At 40.7% G+C, this 22248-nt stretch carries 19 protein-coding genes; 15 read left to right on the top strand and 4 right to left on the bottom strand.

Translation table 11 applies throughout. The annotated features are described in order from the left end of the window. Positions 1-91: 91 nt before the first annotated feature. From AB7942_RS25255 to AB7942_RS25310, 12 genes are all read left to right on the top strand, one after another. Positions 92-250 (top strand): hypothetical protein, encoded by a 159-nt coding sequence (locus AB7942_RS25255; protein WP_335398054.1) that lies wholly within the window; start codon positions 92-94, stop codon positions 248-250. 113 nt (positions 251-363) lie between these two features. Next, entirely contained in the window at positions 364-1611 is a 1248-nt protein-coding gene (locus AB7942_RS25260) for an NAD(P)-dependent malic enzyme (RefSeq protein ID WP_369448991.1), read from the top strand. Between the two features lie 713 nt (positions 1612-2324). Next, the gene (locus AB7942_RS25265) at positions 2325-2945 is read left to right on the top strand and encodes a YARHG domain-containing protein (RefSeq protein ID WP_369448992.1); all 621 of its coding nucleotides are present in this window, start codon (positions 2325-2327) and stop codon (positions 2943-2945) included. A gap of 239 nt (positions 2946-3184) precedes the next feature. After that, complete coding sequence (locus tag AB7942_RS25270; RefSeq protein ID WP_335438221.1) at positions 3185-3904, top strand: FadR/GntR family transcriptional regulator; 720 nt, start codon at positions 3185-3187, stop codon at positions 3902-3904. A gap of 109 nt (positions 3905-4013) precedes the next feature. Beyond that, positions 4014-5576: an ABC transporter substrate-binding protein gene (locus tag AB7942_RS25275; protein ID WP_369448993.1), complete on the top strand. Its 1563-nt coding sequence runs from the start codon at positions 4014-4016 to the stop codon at positions 5574-5576. A gap of 35 nt (positions 5577-5611) precedes the next feature. After that, on the top strand, positions 5612-6565 hold the full coding sequence (locus tag AB7942_RS25280; protein WP_369448994.1) for an ABC transporter permease: 954 nt from the start codon (positions 5612-5614) through the stop codon (positions 6563-6565). Further along, positions 6565-7395: an ABC transporter permease gene (locus tag AB7942_RS25285; RefSeq protein ID WP_335438227.1), complete on the top strand. Its 831-nt coding sequence runs from the start codon at positions 6565-6567 to the stop codon at positions 7393-7395. Before AB7942_RS25280 ends, AB7942_RS25285 begins: the two co-directional genes overlap by 1 nt. 18 nt (positions 7396-7413) lie before the next feature. Next, entirely contained in the window at positions 7414-8388 is a 975-nt protein-coding gene (locus tag AB7942_RS25290) for an ABC transporter ATP-binding protein (protein ID WP_369448995.1), read from the top strand. Further along, entirely contained in the window at positions 8385-9401 is a 1017-nt protein-coding gene (locus AB7942_RS25295; protein ID WP_369448996.1) for an ABC transporter ATP-binding protein, read from the top strand. The genes AB7942_RS25290 and AB7942_RS25295 overlap by 4 nt, the downstream gene beginning before the upstream one ends. A gap of 30 nt (positions 9402-9431) precedes the next feature. Next, a complete protein-coding gene (gene ggt / locus AB7942_RS25300) occupies positions 9432-11042 on the top strand; it encodes a gamma-glutamyltransferase (RefSeq protein WP_369448997.1) in 1611 nt (536 codons plus the stop codon). A 22-nt stretch (positions 11043-11064) separates the two neighbouring features. Further along, complete coding sequence (locus AB7942_RS25305) at positions 11065-11562, top strand: chromate transporter (RefSeq protein ID WP_369448998.1); 498 nt, start codon at positions 11065-11067, stop codon at positions 11560-11562. Further along, a complete protein-coding gene (locus AB7942_RS25310) occupies positions 11562-12089 on the top strand; it encodes a chromate transporter (protein ID WP_369449013.1) in 528 nt (175 codons plus the stop codon). The genes AB7942_RS25305 and AB7942_RS25310 overlap by 1 nt, the downstream gene beginning before the upstream one ends. 201 nt (positions 12090-12290) lie before the next feature. On the opposite strand, the gene AB7942_RS25315 is transcribed toward AB7942_RS25310, so the two are convergent. From AB7942_RS25315 to AB7942_RS25330, 4 genes are all read right to left on the bottom strand, one after another. Further along, a complete protein-coding gene (locus tag AB7942_RS25315; protein ID WP_088090606.1) occupies positions 12291-12572 on the bottom strand; it encodes a hypothetical protein in 282 nt (93 codons plus the stop codon). Between the two features lie 10 nt (positions 12573-12582). Then, positions 12583-12972, bottom strand: coding sequence for an SHOCT-like domain-containing protein (locus AB7942_RS25320; RefSeq protein WP_335398060.1), 390 nt, complete (start codon positions 12970-12972; stop codon positions 12583-12585). Between the two features lie 13 nt (positions 12973-12985). Next, positions 12986-13351 carry a DUF2089 domain-containing protein gene (locus AB7942_RS25325; RefSeq protein WP_088090012.1) on the bottom strand — a complete coding sequence of 122 codons (366 nt, stop codon included), beginning with the start codon at positions 13349-13351 and terminating at the stop codon, positions 12986-12988. Between the two features lie 929 nt (positions 13352-14280). Next, on the bottom strand, positions 14281-15216 hold the full coding sequence (locus AB7942_RS25330; RefSeq protein WP_369448999.1) for an LCP family protein: 936 nt from the start codon (positions 15214-15216) through the stop codon (positions 14281-14283). A 718-nt stretch (positions 15217-15934) separates the two neighbouring features. Between AB7942_RS25330 and AB7942_RS25335 the strand changes: the two genes are divergently transcribed. From AB7942_RS25335 to AB7942_RS25345, 3 genes are all read left to right on the top strand, one after another. Beyond that, positions 15935-19627 (top strand): Ig-like domain-containing protein, encoded by a 3693-nt coding sequence (locus tag AB7942_RS25335; protein WP_369449000.1) that lies wholly within the window; start codon positions 15935-15937, stop codon positions 19625-19627. A gap of 322 nt (positions 19628-19949) precedes the next feature. Continuing rightward, entirely contained in the window at positions 19950-20444 is a 495-nt protein-coding gene (locus AB7942_RS25340; protein ID WP_369449001.1) for a dockerin type I domain-containing protein, read from the top strand. Positions 20445-20717: 273 nt separating this feature from the next. Beyond that, the gene (locus tag AB7942_RS25345; protein WP_369449002.1) at positions 20718-22106 is read left to right on the top strand and encodes a DHA2 family efflux MFS transporter permease subunit; all 1389 of its coding nucleotides are present in this window, start codon (positions 20718-20720) and stop codon (positions 22104-22106) included. Positions 22107-22248: the final 142 nt, after the last annotated feature.

The raw sequence follows: 22248 nt of genomic DNA on the forward strand, positions 1-22248 counted from the left end.
GTATGATAAGTAAAAAACATGGTGCTTTTGAAATTACCTATCAGTCTGTGGAAAAAGAAGAAAAATTATCTTTTAATTGGGGGATATTTTTATGTGGGTCATCACTCTCTATTCAAATTCAACTATTAGCATGTTTGAATTTGACACAGAAGAAGAAGCAAGAAAAGCTTTCGAAAACATTAAAGGCTGTAAGATTCTTTCCGAGATTGTTTATTATAATGATTATGGTGTTGATTTAGTTGCTGTTTAAGATCTTTACCATGATAACTAAGAATAAAATGGGCTGAAGCCCAAAGTTATATATTCTTTCGTTATATAGGCTAGCAGTATGGAAACAAAATTAAAAACAGGGAGAGACATTGTATGTCAACTTTACGTGAAGAAGCATTAAAGATGCACAAAGAAAATCGAGGAAAGCTTGGTGTTCACTCAAAAGTCGCAGTACGCAATGCAAACGATTTAAGTCTTGCTTATTCACCCGGCGTTGCAGAACCCTGCCTAGAAATTTATGAAAATGAAAGCAAAGTATATGACTATACGATGAAGGGTAATCTTGTTGCCGTCGTTTCAGACGGAACAGCTGTACTCGGACTTGGAAATATTGGCCCAAAAGCTGCCATGCCTGTTATGGAGGGAAAAGCATTGTTATTCAAAACATTTGCCGATGTCGATGCATTCCCTCTTTGCCTGAATACGACTGATCCTGATAAAATCGTAGAAGTGGTTAAATTGTTAGAGCCTACATTTGGAGGCGTCAACTTGGAGGACATTGCAGCACCGCAATGCTTTGAGATTGAAGAACAATTACGAAAAGCTTGCAACATCCCTATTTTCCATGACGACCAGCATGGAACAGCGATTGTAACAGCAGCCGGGTTGATTAACGCCCTTAAGCTTGTAGATAAGAAGTTGGAAGAAATTTGTGTTGTTGTCAATGGAGCAGGTGCTGCTGGTGTAGCGATTGTGAAGCTTTTACTGCAAATGGGTGTAAAAGATGTGATTTTATGTGACACAAAAGGAATTATCTATAAAGGTCGCCCTGTCGGCATGAATCCTTTTAAAGAAGAAATGGCACTTATCACAAATAGAGAGAAGAAACAAGGAACATTAAAAGATGCGATGGTTGGATCCGATGTCTTTGTAGGTGTATCGGCTGCCGGTGCTATCAATGAAGAAATGATTCAGTCCATGAATCATGATTCAATCATTTTTGCTCTCGCAAATCCAATCCCTGAAATTATGCCCCAAGAAGCAAAAGATACGGGTGCTAAAGTAGTCGGTACAGGTCGGTCCGACTTTCCGAACCAGGTCAACAATGTTCTTGCCTTCCCTGGTATTTTCCGCGGTGCGCTGGACGTATACGCAACAGAAATCAATGAAAAAATGAAGTTAGCAGCAGTTTACGCCATTGCCGAACTCATTCCAGATCATGAGCTTCATGCAGACTATGTAATTCCAGATCCATTTGATCGCAGAGTTGCTGCTCACGTTGCGGCAGCTGTAGCACAGGCGGCAATAGACAGTGGAGTGGCCCAAACAACTGTCAACCCAGAAGACATTAAAAAACGCTTACTATCCCTTGTGGAAGAAAAAGAGCTTGTATTAGCCTAAAACTCCCCTTAATGGGGTGAAAAGAACGGAAGTGAATAGTTCACTCCCGTTTCTTCTTTTATTCTATCCACCAATAGAGTGAACCTTACATCACTGGGGGTTCGACGTACAGAATGCTGCACGGTTAGTTTTTCAATGTACAGAATGTACGGGCAAAAGTGTTGTGACAGGACGTCATGGTTTTAGCCATTGACCCTTAATATCTAATGATTAATTAAAACACAAGTAAAATTTCTAGCAAGCATCTCCATAGGCCTTGATGTTGCTTCTTGTTATATCCCCTCTCTCATACTAAACCTTCTTTTACGTGTTTCAGACAATGATAGGATAGAAACCTTTCTGTTTTTTTGGGATAGTATTTATAAAGTCTCTCCTCCTTATCCTTAATAGTCGAAATGAAAAAATAGATTTCTTCTTTTTTAGAAATAAGGTTGAAAACGAGGGCTGTCAGGTCCCGAAAAAAAGCGGATAGACACATGTAAATATGTGTTCTAAACCGCTTTTTTTGGGTGGGCTGAATCCCTCTCTTGTAGAAAGGAAGATTAACTGGAGATTTTCAGGAAATTATAGGACCTGAAATGGTGCTGTCACATCAGAATAATCTGTTTGAAATAATTCCAACCCCTTTTTGTTCTATAATATTAATGATTGCAAAGTATAGAATCTTGGATGTCCTTTACTAAGGAATATTCAATAGAAAGGGGAATGTTTAAATGGATTTTTGCACAAATTGTGGTGAAAAATATATGAATCTAGTAGATTTCTGTACAAACTGTGGTTCGAGGGTTGCACAAGATAATAAGAACATGCCCTCAACCTTAAAAACGCGCATGGAAATAAAGAAAAATCGTTCGAAAACGAGATTATTAGTAGGACTCGGATCGATTATAGGTTTGCTGCTCGTCATAAGCGTTACCTTAATGGTTAAAGATTTTTATAAGTCTGGACCTAAATCGAATGTAGCAGCCACCAAAACGATTGATCAATCAAAAGATAAAGCTGTAGAAAATAAAGATCAATCTAGTCATGATCACCATTCAACAAAAGAAAAAAGTCATGAAAGTTCAAATCTTTCCTCTTCAGATCATATTTTGCCTGCTAGTGATAAGAGGGTGGTGAGTGAAGAAGACATTGCTAATCTTACAAAAGGGCAGCTGCGTTTAGCCAGAAATGAAATCTATGCACGTCATGGGTATGGCTTTAAATCACAGGATCTGCAAACATATTTTTCAAGTAAGTCATGGTATCATCCAGACCCTTCCTTTGATGGCTCTTTAAATGAAGTAGAAAAAGAAAATGTAAACTTCATAAAGGTGAGAGAGGACAGTCTATAGCGATGGCAGCCACCGTGTGAAGGTTTCATTAAGCGACTTCTTCCTCTTCAGATATTGTTAAATGCAGTTAGTTAACTATATGATGCAGAATAATATTCTGAAAGTTTAGTGTTATTAAAATATTGACAATAATAAAAATGTTAAATATAATCAAACCAACCCATCAGACAGGTGAGACATGTAAGACGCATAAGACAGGTAAGATACATAAGACGAGTAAATTGAATGGGGTGCTGAGCATGTCGAAAAAAGTTAGTAGTATTGTAACTGAATATGTCTTGGAGGAAATTAAGAAAGGGACGTTTAAGGTAGGTGATAAACTGCATTCGGAACGTGAGCTGATGGAAACATTGAAGGTAGGCAGATCATCCGTGAGAGAAGCCTTAAATAGCCTGGTGGATATGCAGGTCTTGGAGAAGCGCATGGGGATTGGCGTATTTGTCAAAAAAACGGATTTTAGCGACATGGTCCACAAGCATGTTGTGTCCGCTCTGCTCGATCCGAAAAGTTCTCGAGAACTCATGGAGTTTCGTTTGATGCTAGAAGTTGAAATTTGCGGAAAAGCAGCGGAAGTGGCAAAAGAAGAGGACTTTGTTCAAATGGAGCAATCACTGGAAATGATGAAGAGAGCGATCCAAATGAATTTACCTATTCTCGAAGCGGACCAAAAATTTCACCAGGCCATTGTCCATGCAACAAGAAATCAGGTTTTGATGAAAGTCTATGAATCTATTACTGATTTTCTGACCTCAGCCAAAAGAGAAATGCTTTTGATTTCGGATAAGCTAACAACTATCCAATTCCACGAGAAAATTTACCGGGCGATCAAAGAGCATAATGTCGAGCTAGCGAGACAAATGATGAGGGAACATTTGTATGACGTAGCGATTCGTTATGAAAAGCTGCATGAAAAATGGGAGAATGAAGAACAGCTGCAGGAGAAAACAAAACAACAATAAGAACTCATTGGTAACAATTTTTTTAGGATAAAATTTCAGAAAATAAATATTATTCAGATTTGTATAGTCGCTTAAAAATAAAAACTAATCATAAATGGGGGTAGAAAGTATGTTAAGTAAAAAGGCTCGATTTACATTTGCAACAGCTATTATAGGATCGATGATCGCCATAACCGGATGCAGTGGTGGGAATCAGTCTGCATCGACTGAAAAATCTGCTCAAAAGCCTGCGGCTTCCACACCTGCTGGCAAAAAAGTGATTAACATCAGTCTGAAGGCGGATCCGCCAAGCTTAGATCCTAGCCAATCCAATGCTCTAGTCGATCGCCAAGTTCAAAACAGCATCTATGATAAACTCTTTGACCTGGACAAGGGTGGAAAAATTGTACCTGTCCTAGTCGATTCCTATGAGGTTTCTCCGGATGGAAAGGTGTATACCTTTAAATTAAAGACTGGAATCAAGTTTCATGACGGTACTGAATTTAATGCCGATGCTGTGAAGTTCAACATCGAGCGTGATAAAGCAGATAATTCTCGTCGTAAGAATGAAATGAATTTTGTACAAAAAGTGGATGTTGTTGATCCGCAAACGGTGAAGATTGAGCTATCTGAACCATTCTCTCCGTTTATTTCGATCCTTACAGATCGTTCAGGAATGATGGTCTCTCCTGAAGCGGTGAAGAAATATGGTGATGATTACTTGAACCACCCTGTAGGAACAGGTGCCTATGTTTTCGTGGAACATGTTAATGGCGACCATGTTACGTTGAAAAAGAATGAAAACTATTGGAATGGTAAAGTCAAAATTGATGAATTGAATTACAAAGTATTTACGAACGGTACAGCAGCGGTGCAAAACTTAAAATCTGGTCAACTTGATTTCATAGATGAAGTTCCGACGAAGGAAATTAAAGGATTAGATAATAATCCGACTGCAAAAGTGGTTGCTAAAGCCGGAATGGCTTACCAGGGGTTCTACCTGAACACCAAACAAGAGCCATTCACGAATAAGTACCTTCGCCAAGCTGTAAATAAGGCAGTTGACCGTGATGCTTTCATCAAAGTAGTCCTTGACGGCTATGGAACACCTGCAAACTCTCCGTTCGGACCAGGTAACCTGGCATATGGAGATTCGGATAAAGTGGAAAAGCCAAATAAACAAGAAATTAAGGACTTGCTGGCCAAGGGCGGAAAGCCAGATGGATTCAGCTTTAAATTACAAATCGGCACCTCACCTGTCAATGAACAGTTCGGAGCCGTTATTCAGAACATGTTAAAGCCTTACGGAATCCAGGTAGAACTAGAAAAGATCGAGTTTGGTACGATGTTGGAAAATGGGGCTAATCATAAATTCCAAGCGCTTCAACTCGGATGGTCAGGACGTCCCGATCCAGATCAAAGCTTCTTCGATTTCGTTGTAACCGGTCAGCCAAACAACTATGCAGCGATATCAAACCCAGAATTGGACAAGCTGGCTAAGCAAGCTAGAGTTGAATTGGATCCAGCCAAGCGTAAGGGGATTTATGATCAAGCGATGGAAATTGTCCATGATGAATCTGAATACGTGCACATTTACCATGATTTCAACCGTTTTGGTGTCTCTAAGAAGGTAACTGGCTTTGAATATATTCCAGACGGCATCATCCATACACAAAAATTAGACAAGAAATAACATCCTTTTGAAAACACAATGAGGAGGAGAAGGACATGAAATTTCTCGTAAGGCGGTTGCTGTTGACCATTCCGATTCTCTTCCTAGTGTCGGTTCTGACCTTTTCTCTGATCCATTTGATCCCGGGTGATCCAGCCCGGGTCATTCTTGGTCAAGAGGCGACACCAGAAGCCTATCAATCACTTCGGGCAGAATTAGGATTGGATAAGCCTATTGTCGTTCAGTACTTTACCTGGCTTGGGCATGTTTTGACAGGAAATCTGGGAATATCGATCACGGATCGGGTTCCTGTCACCGAACTGATTTCCCAACGATTGCCTGCTACGGTTGAATTAACGATTGGTACCTTTGTGGTCGCTTTGCTGATTGCTTTTCCTGCCGGTATCCTTGCTGCCGTTAGAAGAGGAACCGTTCTTGACTATACCAGTACATTTGTTGCTTTGGGCGGGATGAGTATCCCAAGCTTTTGGCTGGCGATGATGGCTATTATGTATTTTTCCGTTCATTTAGGCTGGCTTCCGGCCTCTGGGTATGTTTCGATTGCACAAAATCCGGTACAGAATTTGATGGCCATGATTTTACCTTGTTTGGCCACAGGTCTTCGGGAATCGGCGGTTCTGATGAGAATGCTTCGCTCTTCTTTGCTCGAAGTAGTCCATATGGATTTTGTCCGTACCGCTAAAGCGAAAGGGCTAAATGAAGTGAAGACCATTTTAGGACATGTTCTCCGCAATGCGATGATTCCGGTTGTTACTACCTCCGGATTGATGATTGCCGGACTTCTTGGTGGATTGGTTATTACCGAATCGATTTTCTCCATTCCGGGCTTTGGCCGACTCATCGTAGAATCCGTTTTTAAACGTGATTATGTAACCGTACAAGGAGCGATCTTAGTATCTGCCGTATTGGTTGTTGGTGTAAATCTAGTCGTTGATTTGCTTTATGCCGTGATCGATCCTCGAATCAAAGCGGGCAAGGGGGTTTCATAATGAAGACATTCAAAAAGTTTTTGCGGACAGGATTAGGTGTTTTCGGTGGGGTTATAATTCTATCTTTGATTCTAATGGCTATTTTTGCCCATCAATTGGCCCCTTTTGATCCGAACGCCCAAGACTATAATGCTATTCTTTTGCCTCCAGGCGGGGAACATTTTTTTGGAACGGATGATTTAGGAAGAGATATCTTCTCCCGAGTCGTTTATGGAGCACAAATTTCGATTAAAGCAGCGTTATTATCTGTAGGCATTGCTATCCTCATTGGTGTCCCGATTGGACTTCTTGCCGGATACTTTGGCGGATTCTGGGATGAATGGGTGGTCATGCGTTCCGTTGATGCCATGCAGGCTTTCCCTTTCCTTATCTTGGCACTGGCCATTGCCGCCGTGTTGGGAAATGGATTCGGAAATGCGATGATCGCCATTGGGATTGGGTTTGCCCCCGCTTTTATCCGGATTACACGCGGACAGGTGCTGCAACTTCGCAATATGGAATATATTCATGCGGCCAAAGCGACAGGCGTCAAAGATCTTCGTATTATTTTCAGTCATATCCTGCCGAATGCCCTTAATCCGATTATCATTCAATCCACTCTGGCTATGGCATCAGGAATTCTAGCAGAAGCCTCCTTATCCTATTTAGGATTAGGCGTGCAGCCGCCGACTCCATCATGGGGAAGCATGCTGAACCAGGCCCAAACAATTATGACTCAGTCTCCCTATGCTACTATTTTTCCTGGTATGGCCATCTTTTTGGTTGTACTCGGATTTAATCTGCTAGGTGATGGATTGCAGCAAACCTTGGACCCAAGAATTCGTAAATAATGGAAAGGAGAGGTGAACATGAGTGCCATCTTGGAGGTTAAGAATCTAAAAACAAAGTTTAAAACAGACAAGGGTACCGTTGCGGTTGTCGATGGTGTGGATTTTTCCATTAAGCCGGGTGAAACGCTAGGCGTGGTTGGGGAATCTGGATGCGGTAAAAGTGTAACCAGCCTTTCCGTTATGCGACTGCTTCCTTCTAATGCCAGCAATGAAGGAAGCATAACCTTCCAAGGTCGTGAGTTGATATCCCTGCCGGAGAAGCAGATGCAGCAAGTTCGGGGAAATGAAATCGCGATGATTTTCCAGGAACCGATGACGTCCCTCAATCCGTTACAAACGGTAGGGAAGCAAATCGAAGAAGCCATTATTCTCCATATGAACATTTCCAAGCAAGAGGCCAAAGTACGAGCCATAATGATGCTAAAGGCGGTTGGGATGCCCAGAGCGGAAGAGATTTATGGGGAACATCCCCATCAGCTGTCAGGTGGAATGCGTCAGCGCGTGATGATTGCCATGGCGATGGCCTGTGATCCTAAACTAATTATTGCCGATGAACCAACCACGGCCCTTGATGTAACGATTCAGGCACAAATTTTAGACTTAATGAGAGATTTAAAAGAGAAAACAGGAACTTCCATCATGCTCATTACCCACGATTTAGGGGTTGTAGCCGAAATGTGCGACCGCGTGATCGTCATGTACGCCGGTCAAGTCGTTGAGGAGACTGACGTTGAGACTTTGTTTGAAAATCCCAAGCATCCCTATACGATAGGGCTGATGGATTCTATTCCATCCTATGAGGATGAGAAGGAATATCTGAATACCATTCCCGGATCGGTTCCGCTTCCGTATGAGATGCCGAAAGGATGCCGGTTTGCTCCCCGTTGCAGCTTTGCGAAGGAGATTTGTCATCAACAGGCACCAAAGCTGAAGGAAATCGAAAGCCAGCATAAATGCCGCTGTTGGCTTGTTACGGAGGAGGATGCGTCATGAGCGAAAAGACTCCTATTTTAGAGATCAGAGGGTTAAAAAAATACTTTCCAATCAAAACGGGTTTTTTCAATAAAGTAACTGGTCATGTACGAGCTGTCGATGGGGTAGATTTTAAAGTGATGCCAGGTGAGACCTTAGGAATTGTGGGAGAATCAGGCTGTGGAAAATCGACAACCGGACGTACAATTCTGCGTTTATTGGATCCTTCTGCTGGGGAAGTGTTGTTCAATGGCAAGGATCTAGCGAAACTGTCAAAGGAAGAAATGCGCCGGATGCGCAGAGATATTCAAATGGTCTTTCAGGATCCGTATGCTTCTCTCAACCCGCGCAAAACGATTAGGCAGATTTTGCTTGAGCCGCTAAAAGTGCACGGGATTGGATCATCCCGTGGGGAACGGATGAAAAGAGTGGAGGAAATCATCGAAGTGGTAGGGCTTCGAAAAGAGCATTTAGATCGTCATCCACATGACTTTTCGGGTGGTCAGCGCCAGCGAATTGGGATCGCACGCGCCCTCATCCTTAAACCGAAGGTGATTATTGCAGATGAACCGGTTTCTGCCCTTGATGTCTCCATCCAATCGCAAGTTTTAAATCTATTAAAGGATTTGAAGAAGGAGTTTAATCTTACGCTCATCTTCATTTCTCACGATCTATCCGTTGTCAGGCACTTATGTGATCGGATTGCCGTGATGTATTTGGGTCGTGTGGTGGAGATTGCCGATAAGAAGCAGCTCTTCACCAACCCAAGCCATCCTTATACGAGAGCTTTATTATCGGCAGTTCCGATTGCCAATCCGAAAGCGAAGCGGGAGCGGGTCATCCTTAAAGGGGATTTGCCAAGTCCGGCTAATCCGCCGTCAGGATGCACCTTCCATCCTCGTTGTCCGGTCGCAAACGAAAGCTGTAAAACGAATATTCCCATTCTCCAAGACATTGATAGCGGACATCATGTTTCCTGTCATCTCTTTACGGAAGGGAAGACAATAGAAACCAAAGAAGAAAAGATCGGCTAATTGAAAATTTCCATGGGGAGGTAACAACACATGAATTTTGATGCTTTGCATTATCCTTATACATCACAACGAAATGTCGTATATGCCAAGAATGGGATGGTTGCTACGTCTCAGCCTTTGGCTGCACAGGCAGGGTTAGATATTTTGAAAAAAGGCGGAAATGCGATTGATGCTGCCATTGCGACAGCTGCTTGTTTGACAGTAGTAGAGCCTACCTCGAACGGAATTGGCGGGGACGCTTTTGCGCTTGTTTGGACAAAAGGACAGTTACACGGACTCAATTCAAGCGGTCCAGCACCAATGAATATCTCCATCGAGAAGGTAAAAGAAGATGGACACGAAAAGATGCCAAAGTACGGCTGGGTACCGGTTACGGTCCCAGGTGCTCCGGCAGCTTGGGTAGAATTATCAAAACGTTTTGGCCGCCTGCCGCTGCTAGAAGTGATGAAGCCAGCGATTGACTATGCGGCAAACGGCTTTCCTGTTTCTCCTACGCTCGGCCGCTTTTGGAAAAGGGCATTCGAACAATACAAACAAAATTGTACAGGGGCCGAGTTCGAAGCTTGGTTTGAGACCTTTGCACCAAAGGGACGAGCACCTGAAGTCGGAGAAATGTGGTCGTCTCTTGACCACGCTGACACACTAGAACAAATCGCAAGAACAAGCGGAGAAAGTTTTTACAAAGGGGCCATTGCAGAAAAAATCGCCGCAGCTTCTGAAGTTCACGGAGGCTATTTAACCAAAGATGATTTGGCGGCCTTTCAACCTGAGTGGGTTGATCCGATTAAGGTAAACTATCGCGGCTATGATGTTTGGGAAATCCCGCCAAACGGGCAAGGTATTGTTGCTCTAATGGCTCTGAACATCCTCAAAGGATTTGATTTTACCGCAAAAGAAGCAACAGATACGTACCACAAACAAATCGAGGCCATGAAGCTTGCTTTTAGTTGCGGCAAGCAATACATTACAGACCCTAAGCATATGGGTGTAACGGCAGAAGAGCTATTAAGTACTTCGTATGGCCGGCAGCGTCAAGCGCTGATTGGAAATGAAGCAGGCACGCCTCCTCCAGGTGTACCGCCGCGCGGAGGAACCGTATACCTGGCAACAGCTGACGGCGAGGGCAACATGGTATCGTTTATCCAAAGTAATTACATGGGCTTTGGTTCTGGGATTGTGGTACCAGGAACAGGAATTGCCATGCAAAACCGAGGACATGATTTCAGCCTTGACCCTACTCATTACAATTGCCTTAAGGGTGGTAAGAAAACGTACCATACGATCATTCCAGGATTTTTAACGAAGGACGACCAACCTGTTGGACCATTCGGTGTCATGGGAGGGTACATGCAGCCGCAAGGGCATGTTCAAGTCATTATGAATACCATCGATTTTCACTTAAATCCGCAAGCAGCTTTAGATGCACCAAGATGGCAATGGAAGAATGGAAAAACAGTCGAGGTAGAAAAATCATTCCCATTCCATATTGCAGAAGAATTAGGACGAAAAGGACATGACATTGAAATTGCGGTGGACTCAGGTTCGTTTGGCCGCGGTCAAATTATTTGGCGAAATCCGGAAACAGGCGTACTGACGGGGGGCACAGAATCAAGGACAGATGGGACCATTGCCAGTTGGTAATCCACAGTAAAGGATTGAATCTATGAAACAACGAGACATTTTTATCGCATTTTTTCGCAGCAGTATGCTTGGATATGGCGGGGATGTGTTGGCCATTGCAAATACATTGCCAGGTCCGATTGCCACCAAGATGGCAGGTTATATCGGATTTCGCATTGGCGGCGTACCTGGAATGCTCAACGCTGTCTTTGCTACCATTCTCCCTACGATCATCTTAATGATTATATTACTTAGTACCTTAATTCAGTTCAAAGATTTGAAATGGGTTCAAGGGATGACAAAGGCAGTTGTACCGGTAGTAGCAGTGATGCTTACAGTCTTAACGTGGGAATTCGTCCAGAGTTCTGTTAAAGGGCTCAAGTGGTTTTTTACCACCTTGCACATCCTTGTCGCCTTAGTCCTGATCGAATTCTTCGGCATTCACCCCGGCTTTGTGATAGGAGCTCTTTTAGTCATTGCTTTTGTAAAACCTACTAATACATCTGTGAAAAGGAACAAGCAGAAGGGATTATCCATATGATGATTTATTTGCATATCTTTTGGGCCTTTTTCCTTACGAATATTTTAGGGTATGGCGGAGGCCCAGCAACCATCCCTCTCATTCAAAAAGAAGTAGTAGACCACTATCATTGGGTCACGACACAAGAATTTAATGAAGCATTAGCGATGGGGAATGCCCTGCCGGGTCCGATTGCCACAAAGATGGGAGGCTACATCGGATATCATGTAGGTGGCTACATTGGTTCGGGGTTGGCAATATTGGCGACAGTCGCTCCGTCTCTGATCCTCATGCTTACGCTAATGGGTCTTCTGTATAAGTATAGGATGTCTCCACAAGTCAAGCGCATGACGCTTTACGTCAAACCGACTATTGCGGTGCTTCTAGGAGTGATGGCATTTCAATCATTCTATGATTCTTACTTTCAAATCGGGATAGGTCACGTTCTATTCTTAGGAATAGGCAGTTATCTATTAATGGAAAAAGTGAAGGTGCACCCCGGATTAATAGTATTTGCTGCACTCATATACGGTGCAATCAATTTGTAAGGAAGACCATGGGGAACGGTTCTCACGGCTTATTGGAGACCACTGGGAACGGTTCATAATATCGCTAATTTTTCAAAGGATTCGATTGTGATTTGGTTAAAGCTGTAATGGGGGATTTAAAACTTTTCGAGTTTTTTCCGTATGCTCTATGCATGAGTGAAATAAAAAAGCCGGTCAGTGACCGGTGTAATCTATAAAACATTATAGTCTAACCTTCACTTCAGTACCGTCTTTAGCTTTGACATCTACCAGCACGATCCCTTTATGATTTTTCAGTTCCTTTAAGATTGGCTTTAGCGTTTCTTTGTCTATCAGTGGAATGGTAAAGTCTAGTTTTTTTCTTTCGAAGTGCTCTTTTGTCCATTTGTTTGCATGGTGATGAAGCAATTTTGAAGACAAAATTGATATACCCATGTTTAAAATGGCATATGGAATGGGGATGGTGAGCCGAAAGTCTTTTGCTTTCACTTTTAAATGCAGCATAAGCAACTCACTATTCAATGATGACAGAAACGGTATCTCCGTTTGCCGATTTAACATCAACAATTTGGCCATCCAATTCGTTTTCCATTGCTTCAATAATCAGGTTTATGTCTAGATCCTTTACATATTTTTCTGCTTGAGGAATACTCGCTGCGATGCTGTGCCCAGCCTTTAATACTACCTGGATAAGTTTTATGGGCAAATTGACCGTGACGTTATCATTTTCAGCTGATACCACACGAACTTTTAATGTTTTATCTAAATATTTAGTCGGTTTTTCTACTAGCTTACTTCCTGCTTCTTCTTTCTCTTTTAATACTTGGATAAGTTCTGATCCCTTATCTGCATCAATTTTTCCTTCTTGGACCATTGTTAATACTTTTGCAATTTCCTCTCTCATGGTAAATTCCTCCCTATTCGTCTTTTAAGAGCTTAATGGCTTCTTCAGGAGTGATTTCGCCATTTTCCAACATGGCGACAACCTTTTTCTCGTCTACTTCATTTTTCTTCTTCTGCTCATATCCAAGGGATGAAATGATGTCTGTTAGCTTGCCTCGAACCGTTGGATACGAAATCCCCATTTCCTTTTCAACTTCTTTGATATTCCCTCTGCATGTTAAAAATACTTCCACAAAATGAAGCTGATCCTTTGATAATGACGCCAGCTTGGATAATTCAAATTCATTTTCAATCGTCGTGTGACAATGAGAGCAATGCAACTTCGTAATCTTCAATGTTTTGCTGCAGACGGGACAATTTGTAATTACTTGATAGGCCATAATGAATTCCTTTCTTTTATTTGATTATAAATCAAGAAATTTATATAGTAAATAAGGAAACTTAATTTTATTAACAAAAACATTAAAATAATTAATTAGTGAATCAATATTATTAATTCGGCGTTTTTATTCATCTAATTTTGTGATTTTTAATTTTATGAAGAAATGAGACCAAGGAGACCAAGAGGACGGTTCTGGTGGTCGTCACTAACCTCATTAAAAACCATGAGAACCGTCCCTATGGATGGCAGCTACTGGGGTTCCTTATTAAAAGAGTCATAATTGAAGACATCACTCGACTAACTTTTTAGGTGTTTGATGGGATAAAGTCAGTAGTGGTGCGTGCTGAGGCTATTATTAATTAATTAATCGTTTGTGTAGTAGGGAAAAGACGGGCAATTTATAGAATTTTGTAAGTTTAATAGAAACCTATCCGATTTTGTGGAAAGTTGGATTATTTCCTGCGGAATTTACTTCCGGTTCTCGACAAATTTCCTTCTACCATAGCTGAGAAACCCATATAGATCAGTACTTGCAGCTGTTTCAACCAAACGTTTGATTAGTATAACCAATTTGGTATTTAGTCGAATGGCAGTATTTTTGAGTATAGACTGGCTATATATTTGCCTCATTTTTTATTAAATTTGTGACCATGGGACGGTTCTTGTGGTCGTCACTAACCAAATTAAATACCATGAGAGCCGCCCCTTTGGCAGCACAAAAAACCATGCTGTTACTCCAGCATGGTTTCAATATTATGGTTATAAGTATTATCCCTTAAACGCTTTCATCAATTCACGTAAATCTTAAGCAAGTAGGAGCTAGTTTGTCAGAAAAAATTATGTTCTTTTTCTCGGGCCTTTCTTAAGATCCGAGACTAGAATAATTTATTTACTTTTGATCCTTCACTTTGACCAATGACTATTATTTTATTCTCCTCCTAAAAATTTTTTAAGAGCCTCTTTATTTTGATGAAAGTCCACTTCTAATACTTCACCAATCTCTTCATGACGTTTATTTTGAAAACTGCCATCTTCAGGGATTCGAATTGTTTCTATGTCTCCACTTTTCTTAGTCAAAATGTCTTTTCCAATCGTCAAAAGTGTGTAAGTATCAATATTTGTATCGATGTATGTTTTTAGAAGACCTAATAGCTCAGGAAGTTTCACCACAATATGTGGACTTACAGCTTTTTCTTTTAATTTTGAGATCACTTCTTGCTGTCTTTGTACCCGTCCGAAGTCACTTAAACGATCATGACGAAAACGGACATATCCTAACAGCTCTTTACCATGCAGTTGTTGCTTTCCTTTTTCTAACTTCATTCCTATGCCAGAAGACATATCATATGGTACGTCTACTTCAATTCCATTTGGAACGAGGAGATCGACAGCTTTTTCGAATCCTTTAAAGTCGACTATCGCATAATAATGAATATCTAGCCCGAAATTTTCTTTAATGGTTTCCTTCAGTAATTTTGGACCTCCATATGTATAAGCTGAGTTTAATTTTTGTGGTTTATGTTCAGGTATAGAGACATACATATCACGCATTAGGGAAATAAGTTTCACCTTATGAGTGTGTTGATCATAATGTGCAATCATGATCGTATCAGTTCGAGCTTGTATTTCTCCGCGGGAGTCACTTCCTAATAATAGAACATTTACTTCATCTATTTTATTTTTCTCCCCTTGAAAAGAATGTTTTGCTTCCACTTTTTTAAGTGGTTGGTTCAGCACTTTTATACTACCTTCTATGTACTGAAATACATTAACAAGACCAACCATAAAGATACCTATGAGAAGAAGGGCGTTACAGACTCTACCCCATCTTACTCTTTTTCTTTTCTTTCTCGTCCGTACCAAACTTCACACCACCTAGGCTGAATAATAATTAATTTACACGATTTTCATATGTATCTATTAGAATATGGACGCTTCTTTAGTTTCTGAAAGGATTAAACAGAAAAAGAAGGAGTTCCGACCTTTTTAAACAAACTCTTGAAGTAGTCATTATCCCATAATTACTTTACATCTTTTTGAAAATTAGGTTTCACTTTTTTGACATTCGGATTAAATAATCCTGTGGCCTGTCACTCCCCGGATTGCTAATTTGGAGGAATAATCTATTAAAATCTAGTCGGTCACCGACAATTATTTTACCTGAATCAAGGGGGAAAGCTTTAAACAACGGGATTTATCCCATTTTTACACAATCGTTTGATTAACATGCCAACTTGGAAGAACCCGTAGATAATTGTAGAAAGCCATTTTTATTGGCTAGCTTTGTAGTATTTGAGAAGAAAGCAGAGCTTTTCTTCGACAAGAAAATCTCTTGAATCGAGGCTAAGGTTCTTTTTTCAAAAGGGTTTGTGGCACTTTCAATCAAACGTTTAATTAGGAAGGAATCTATCGTCATTTGTCGAATATGTAGAGTGCTGATTGGTGGAAAATGGTAGAATGAAAGTGTTATCTGAAATGATAATGATTATGGTAGAGTGAATGGTTGTATTGCTAAGATACCGACAAGTAGGTTAAATAGATTGATAACTACATAAATAAATAGATTGGGGAAAATGGAGTCATGAAATCTTTTTTAGTAAAATCAGTGTTACTAACGGCATGTATGGTCAGTTTGTTTCATGGGAAAGCGGCAGCAGAATCGGAAACAGATTGGTCATTGAATTGTGCAAAATATGGTGCCATTAAACCAAATGAAAACCCAACTTACCAACATATCAATTGTTTGTTGACAAACGCTGCAATCCAAGCGGATATTCCGCCTGAAGTCGTAAAAGGGATTGCCACAAAAGAATCCGACTGGAGACAATTCGTCGATGGTAAGCCATACATCTCGAATGACAAGGGAATTGGGATTATGCAAATCACAGATACAACATTACCAGAGGGAAAGGAAGAGGAAGAACGCTTAAAGAATGATATTCTTTACAATATCGAAACTGGCGTACGTATTCTCAATAGCAAGGCCAGTTGGACTACGCTTCCGAACATCAAAGGAGCAGGACGAGACATCATTGAAAATTGGTATTTTCCTGTCATGGCGTACAATGGGGTCGTGCCAGTGAATAGCCCTCTATACCAAGAAACGGGAGCAATTAATCATGAAGCCTATCAAGAATTAGTTTTCGGAAAAATCGAAAAAGGAAGTTACTTGGACGATACAGTCTTAGCAAGGTATCCATTTGACGTGAAGGATTTCAAATACGACAGAGCAATTGATAAGGCCATTGAATTCCTAAAACCCGAATATATCGTACAGGGTGTTCATGAGACAACGATCGAATTAAAAGCAGGGGACCGAGTACTGACAACTAAGGATGGCGTTAATTTACGAACAAAACCAGGGTCACCGGATATTGAAAAGGTCTTGCCAATCAATACACCCTTACTCATTGAAGGTACATTTGAATTTGATGAGTCTGAAATCAGTCAAAATCAATTTGTCTGGTTTCCAGTGAAAACACTCGATGGACAGTACGTTGGATACGTTTCATCGGCTTATATCGAGAAACAAGTCGACACGGTTCCTTCGGTTGTTAGTGGGGTTATCAGCGAAGATCGAGTTTTAACGAAAGAGGGCTCGCCTTATGTTCAAACAGGTCCCATCGTGATCAGTTCTGGGGTAACACTGACGTTAGAGCCTGGGGTTGAGCTGATCGGGCAAAATGGCTCGCCGATTTCGGTTAATGGCAAATTGATCGCTGTTGGCACGGAACAGGAGCGGATCATATTACAGGATATCTATGTACAGGGCAGTGCTTTTAATAACAGCACGATTCAAATTGAATATGCGGACCATTTTCATCAATCAAAATACAATGGCGGCTTTCTGATTACCACAATTAAGAATAATGTTACCCTTCGTCATAACCAGTATCGAAATGGTTCCATCTCCCTTTCGTCGTCGATTTTGGATTCAATCATTGAACATAACTTTTTTACCCAAAAAGCAACGCTAAATGTTAACAATGGACCTGGGAAAATTATTATTAAAAATAACACTTTCATCAATCCACTAGACTATCATACTCCAGATATAAAGCTGACCAGTAGAGAACCTGACGGTGGAAATGCTAACATTTTTATTAACGAAAACAATTTCTTCGGTTACCCTCGACTGAAGGTGGACATCTCTGGATATAAAGGGATCCTTTTTGATGGAAAAAATAATTATTGGGGCGTGACAGATACTAAACGGATTAACCAAGGGATTGCCGACTATCGTGACAAGTTAGACATTAGTACGGTTTCTTATAAACCGTTTGATAACAGCTACCCTTTAGGAAATTTGGAAGCACCGTTTGTCGTAAATGTAAGCGATCGGGATCAATCTATAAGTGGCATGACCGATGCGGACAGCCTTGTAGAAATTTACCATGCTGATGAGAAGATTGGCGAGAGGTATTCGCTTCAGGATGGAAGCTTCCAGATTCCAATTGAACTTCAAAGGGGCGGAACGGAATTAACAATTAAGGCAAGAGATAGCTTCAACAGAACCAGCCCAATCACCACAGTGACTGTTTTGGATGAAACACCACCAGAAGCCCCTGTCGTAAATGAAGTGACTGATACCGCAGTGGAAATCACAGGCACAGCGGAGCCATTATCCACCGTTGAGGCAATGGTCGCTAGTGAATCTCTTGGTATGGATGAAGCAGATGAAAATGGTAATTTTTCAATAGCGATTGAAAAATTAAAGGCAGATACACAAGTTCTTGTAATTGCAACAGATGCGTCCAGAAAAATTAGCGATGCTTCGATTGTTACGGTGGTAGATCGAACGCCGCCAGCAGTACCTCAGCTCTTAACCAATGAAATAACAGACCAAACAACCAACATTAGTGGTGTTTCGGAAAAAGGGTCGATTATTAAAGTTGTAGCTGGAGAAACGGTCATTGGCTCGACCTATGCTGGAGATGGTGCGTTTTCAATTGATTTTCAGCCACAAGCAGCTGGTACTTTGATTGAAGTTTTTGCAGAAGACCTAGTCCAAAATAGGAGTGAATCTGTTCAATTTACAGTGAAGGATGTTACGGCGCCAAGGTTAAACCTTTCATTTGTTTTTCCAGTAACAGATGCATCGAAGGAAGTCATCGGCAACTCGGAAGCAGGTGCAAAGATTACTATTACGAAAGGTGAGGTCTTTGTCGCTGATGGCTACGCGAATAATGATGGTAGTTTTGCAATACCGATAGCATTGCAAAAAGCAGGTACAGTTTTAAACGTGACTGCAAGCGATGCTGCAAATAATGTGAGTCCAATCGTTACTACAACGGTAATCGATAAAACTCCACCGTCTGAACCATCAGTTAATCCGGTTACCAATAAAGCAGCCGAAATCACGGGGAAAACGGAAGCTGGAGCAATTGTTAACGCCGTTATAGGTAGTAAAACTTACCGCGACACTGCTGATCTGAATGGGATTTTTAAAATAATAATCCCGGTTCAAATTAGTGGAACGGCGATTTCCGTTACTTCAACCGATTTCGCACAGAACCAAAGTCAGTCCAAAAAGGTGGCAGTTACAAGAATTGCTCCAAATGTTCCAGTGGTTAATACGGTAACAAACAAATCGACCACAGTAACAGGGGTAACCGAAAAAGCAGCCACGGTTATCGTGAAAGCAGGGACGTTATCATATAGCGGCATTACTGACTCTTATGGAAAGTTTACAGTCAAGATACCTACTCAAAACAGCGGCGTGGAATTGAGCATCACGGCGAAGGATGCAGCAGGAAACATCAGCTTACCGAAGAAAATGCAGGTTACTAGGGTTGCTCCGAATGTCCCGGTTGTTAACGTAGTCAACAATAAAGCGGCAACGGTTACAGGAAAAACTGAAAAGTATGCTGTTGTATCAATTTTTATTGGCACAAAGTCTTACGGCACTAAAGCAGACAGTGTTGGCAATTTTAAAGTGGCCATCCCGATTCAAATCAGCGGGACTTCAATCAAAGTAACTTCAACCGTAGCTGGTAAGGTTAGTAATGCACGATCCTTAACGGTTAATCGAGTCGCACCGAATATACCGGTTGTGAATTCTGTAAGATATTACTCAACCTCCGCTACCGGAAAAACCGAAAAGTATGCAGTTGTCGCAGTAAAAATCGGCACCAAAGTTTATACATCGAAAGCAAATATCTATGGGAACTTTAAAGTAACCATTCCAAAACAAAAAGCTGGAACCCAATTATTTGTAACGGCAAAGGATTCAAAAGGTTTAATTAGTGCAACAAGAACGGTAAAGGTTTATTAAAATGGGAAAGGAGCTGAAACTCCTTTCCCATTTTTTTATTAACCTAAATGGCTAGTTTCATGGTTTTTTGTATATTTTATATCTAACCCTTTGGGATAACAGATATTATATAAATTCTCCATTGAAAAACACTCTATGTGAATTCATTGTACGGAATCATCTGAAAATTGAAGGCGGGTTATTTTCATTACAAAACACCGAAGAATTTTGTCGAATTTATGTGAAAAACGGTGAAATACTTGAAAACACGTGTAAAAAAGAACCCGCCGAGAATTCCGTCGGTAATGATTGATTTTATTTTGAATTTTGGGAATAATTAAAATTGGCGTTTTATTTTACTAAGGCTGGTATGACTATTAAAGCAGTTGCAAAAAATGGAAAGATTTATACTGGTGAGTTTAATAGAAGTGCTCGTTACTTCATTAAGAATCTACCAACCACTGGTGAAACATACGATTTAACTGTAACTATACCAGGGCATTTTGACCGTCATGTAACAGTCAATGACTTAACTGATCTTTTTAATGGTGAATCTGTTGGTCGTATGTCATATATTTTATACGCACTAGTAATGGTTGGAGACGTAAATAACGATAATGTAATTGATATTATGGATGCTATTGCAATTCAAGAAGCTCGGGGAACAGATAACCGTGCAGCAGATATCAATTTTGATGGAGTTGTAGATGAAAAGGATATGCAATTTGTCATTAAAAACTACTTGAAACAAAACCCTGATACACAAAAAACTCCAAAAGCGAAACAGATTTATAAAGGAAAAGCACTAGCAGATATTTTGAAAGAACTAAACATTTAATAGTTTTTTTATCTTTACAGGGGGTGTCTCAAAATTTCGAGACACCCCTCTTTTTTTTTACATGTTCGGGCATGATAAATGCACCATCCAAGGAATCCTGTTTAGTTGATCATATAAGAGGAAATCCTGTCATTAACATGATAAACTTCGTGAAGACTGCAATTTTAGAAAAGGAGATAAATTTCGTATGCCAGCAAAAACAGAAAATAGCAATGAAACATTTTCCATTAAAACATCATAGGGCCATTACTAGCTGTCATTGTTGGAATGATAATGGTAATTCTTGATAGTACGGCGATGAATGTTGCTCTTCCTGGAATAGTGGAAGATTTTAAATCTGATTTATCGACCATGCAATGGTCCATTACAGGTTATACGCTTGCATTATCAGCTGTCATTCCTTTAGCTGGTTGGATGACGGACCGATTTGGGGCAAAAAAGATATTTTTAATTACGATCTCCTTGTTTACGCTTGGATCCGTTCTATGTTCTGTAGCACAAAACCCTGAACAGCTCATCCTCTATCGGGTTATTCAAGGGCTGGGCGGAGGAATGGTTGCCCCAATAGGAATGGCCATGATTTTCCGACTGGCTCCTCCGGATAAAATGGGGGCCGTAATGGGAACACTTGGGGTTCCTATGCTATTAGCACCTGCACTAGGGCCTGTTTTAGCAGGATATCTTGTAGAATACGTTACTTGGCACTGGATTTTCCTTATTAATTTGCCAATTGGTATTATTGCACTTTTGGTTGGAATGAAATTTTTGCCGAATGTTGAACGTAAGACAGTTCCATCGCTTGATTTTTTAGGAATTATATTAGCACCGATTGCATTCGCAATGCTCGCCTATGGAGTGAGTGAAGGGGGCAAAAGCTGGTCTTCAACGGAAACTCTTACCGGATTAATTGTAGGTGGAGCTGCTCTCATTATTTTCATTTTTGTCGAACTTCGTCAAAAGCAGCCTTTATTAGAGCTGAGAGTTTTTGGATCATCTGACTTTAGAAAAGGGATTGTGATTGCATGGATTTCCCAAATTGCCTTATTTGGGGTTATGATTATTGTCCCGTTATTTTTACAAACAGTTAGAGGTTACGGTGCTTTAGATACTGGTTTAATTCTACTTCCACAAGCTCTAGCATCAGGTGTTATGATGCCAATCGGAGGGCGTTTATTTGATAAAATAGGTGCTCGTCCTTTAGCCATAACAGGCTTGTCTATTATTACTGTAGCGCTATTTATGCTTTCACGAATTTCTATGGATACAACTACTGGATTTATCATTACATGTTTAGTAATGATGGGAGCAGGAATGGGTTTATCCATGATGGCAATTAATACCCATGTTCTTCAAGCCGCTCCAAGACATCTTGTTAATCGTGTCACACCATTAACGACAGCGGCTCAACAAGTAATGGTTTCATTTGCGGTAGCAGGTATGACTGGGTTCCTGACGTCAAGAATCACTGCTCATATGACCGAAACAGCTAACCCAATTGAAGCATCCGTTGCTGCCTATGGTGACACATTCCTTCTAGCTGCAGGGATTGCATTAGCTGGGGCACTTTTAGGAATAATCCTTAGTAGACCAAAACAACAGCCGGAACATGGACCAGATGATGAAACAAAAGACGCGAATGCCGTAATAATGGCAGGGCATTAAAAAGAAAAATGGATGATCTTTTCTCAATAGGGGAAAAGGTCATTTTTCATTTAAATGCTTTTATAAAAAGAAAAGCCACAATTTCTTGTACAAAGTCAATAGTTCATTTTTAATTCACAAATGTTTGCTACTCTCTTTATAT

Source organism: Neobacillus sp. BF23-41 (assembly GCF_041106275.1).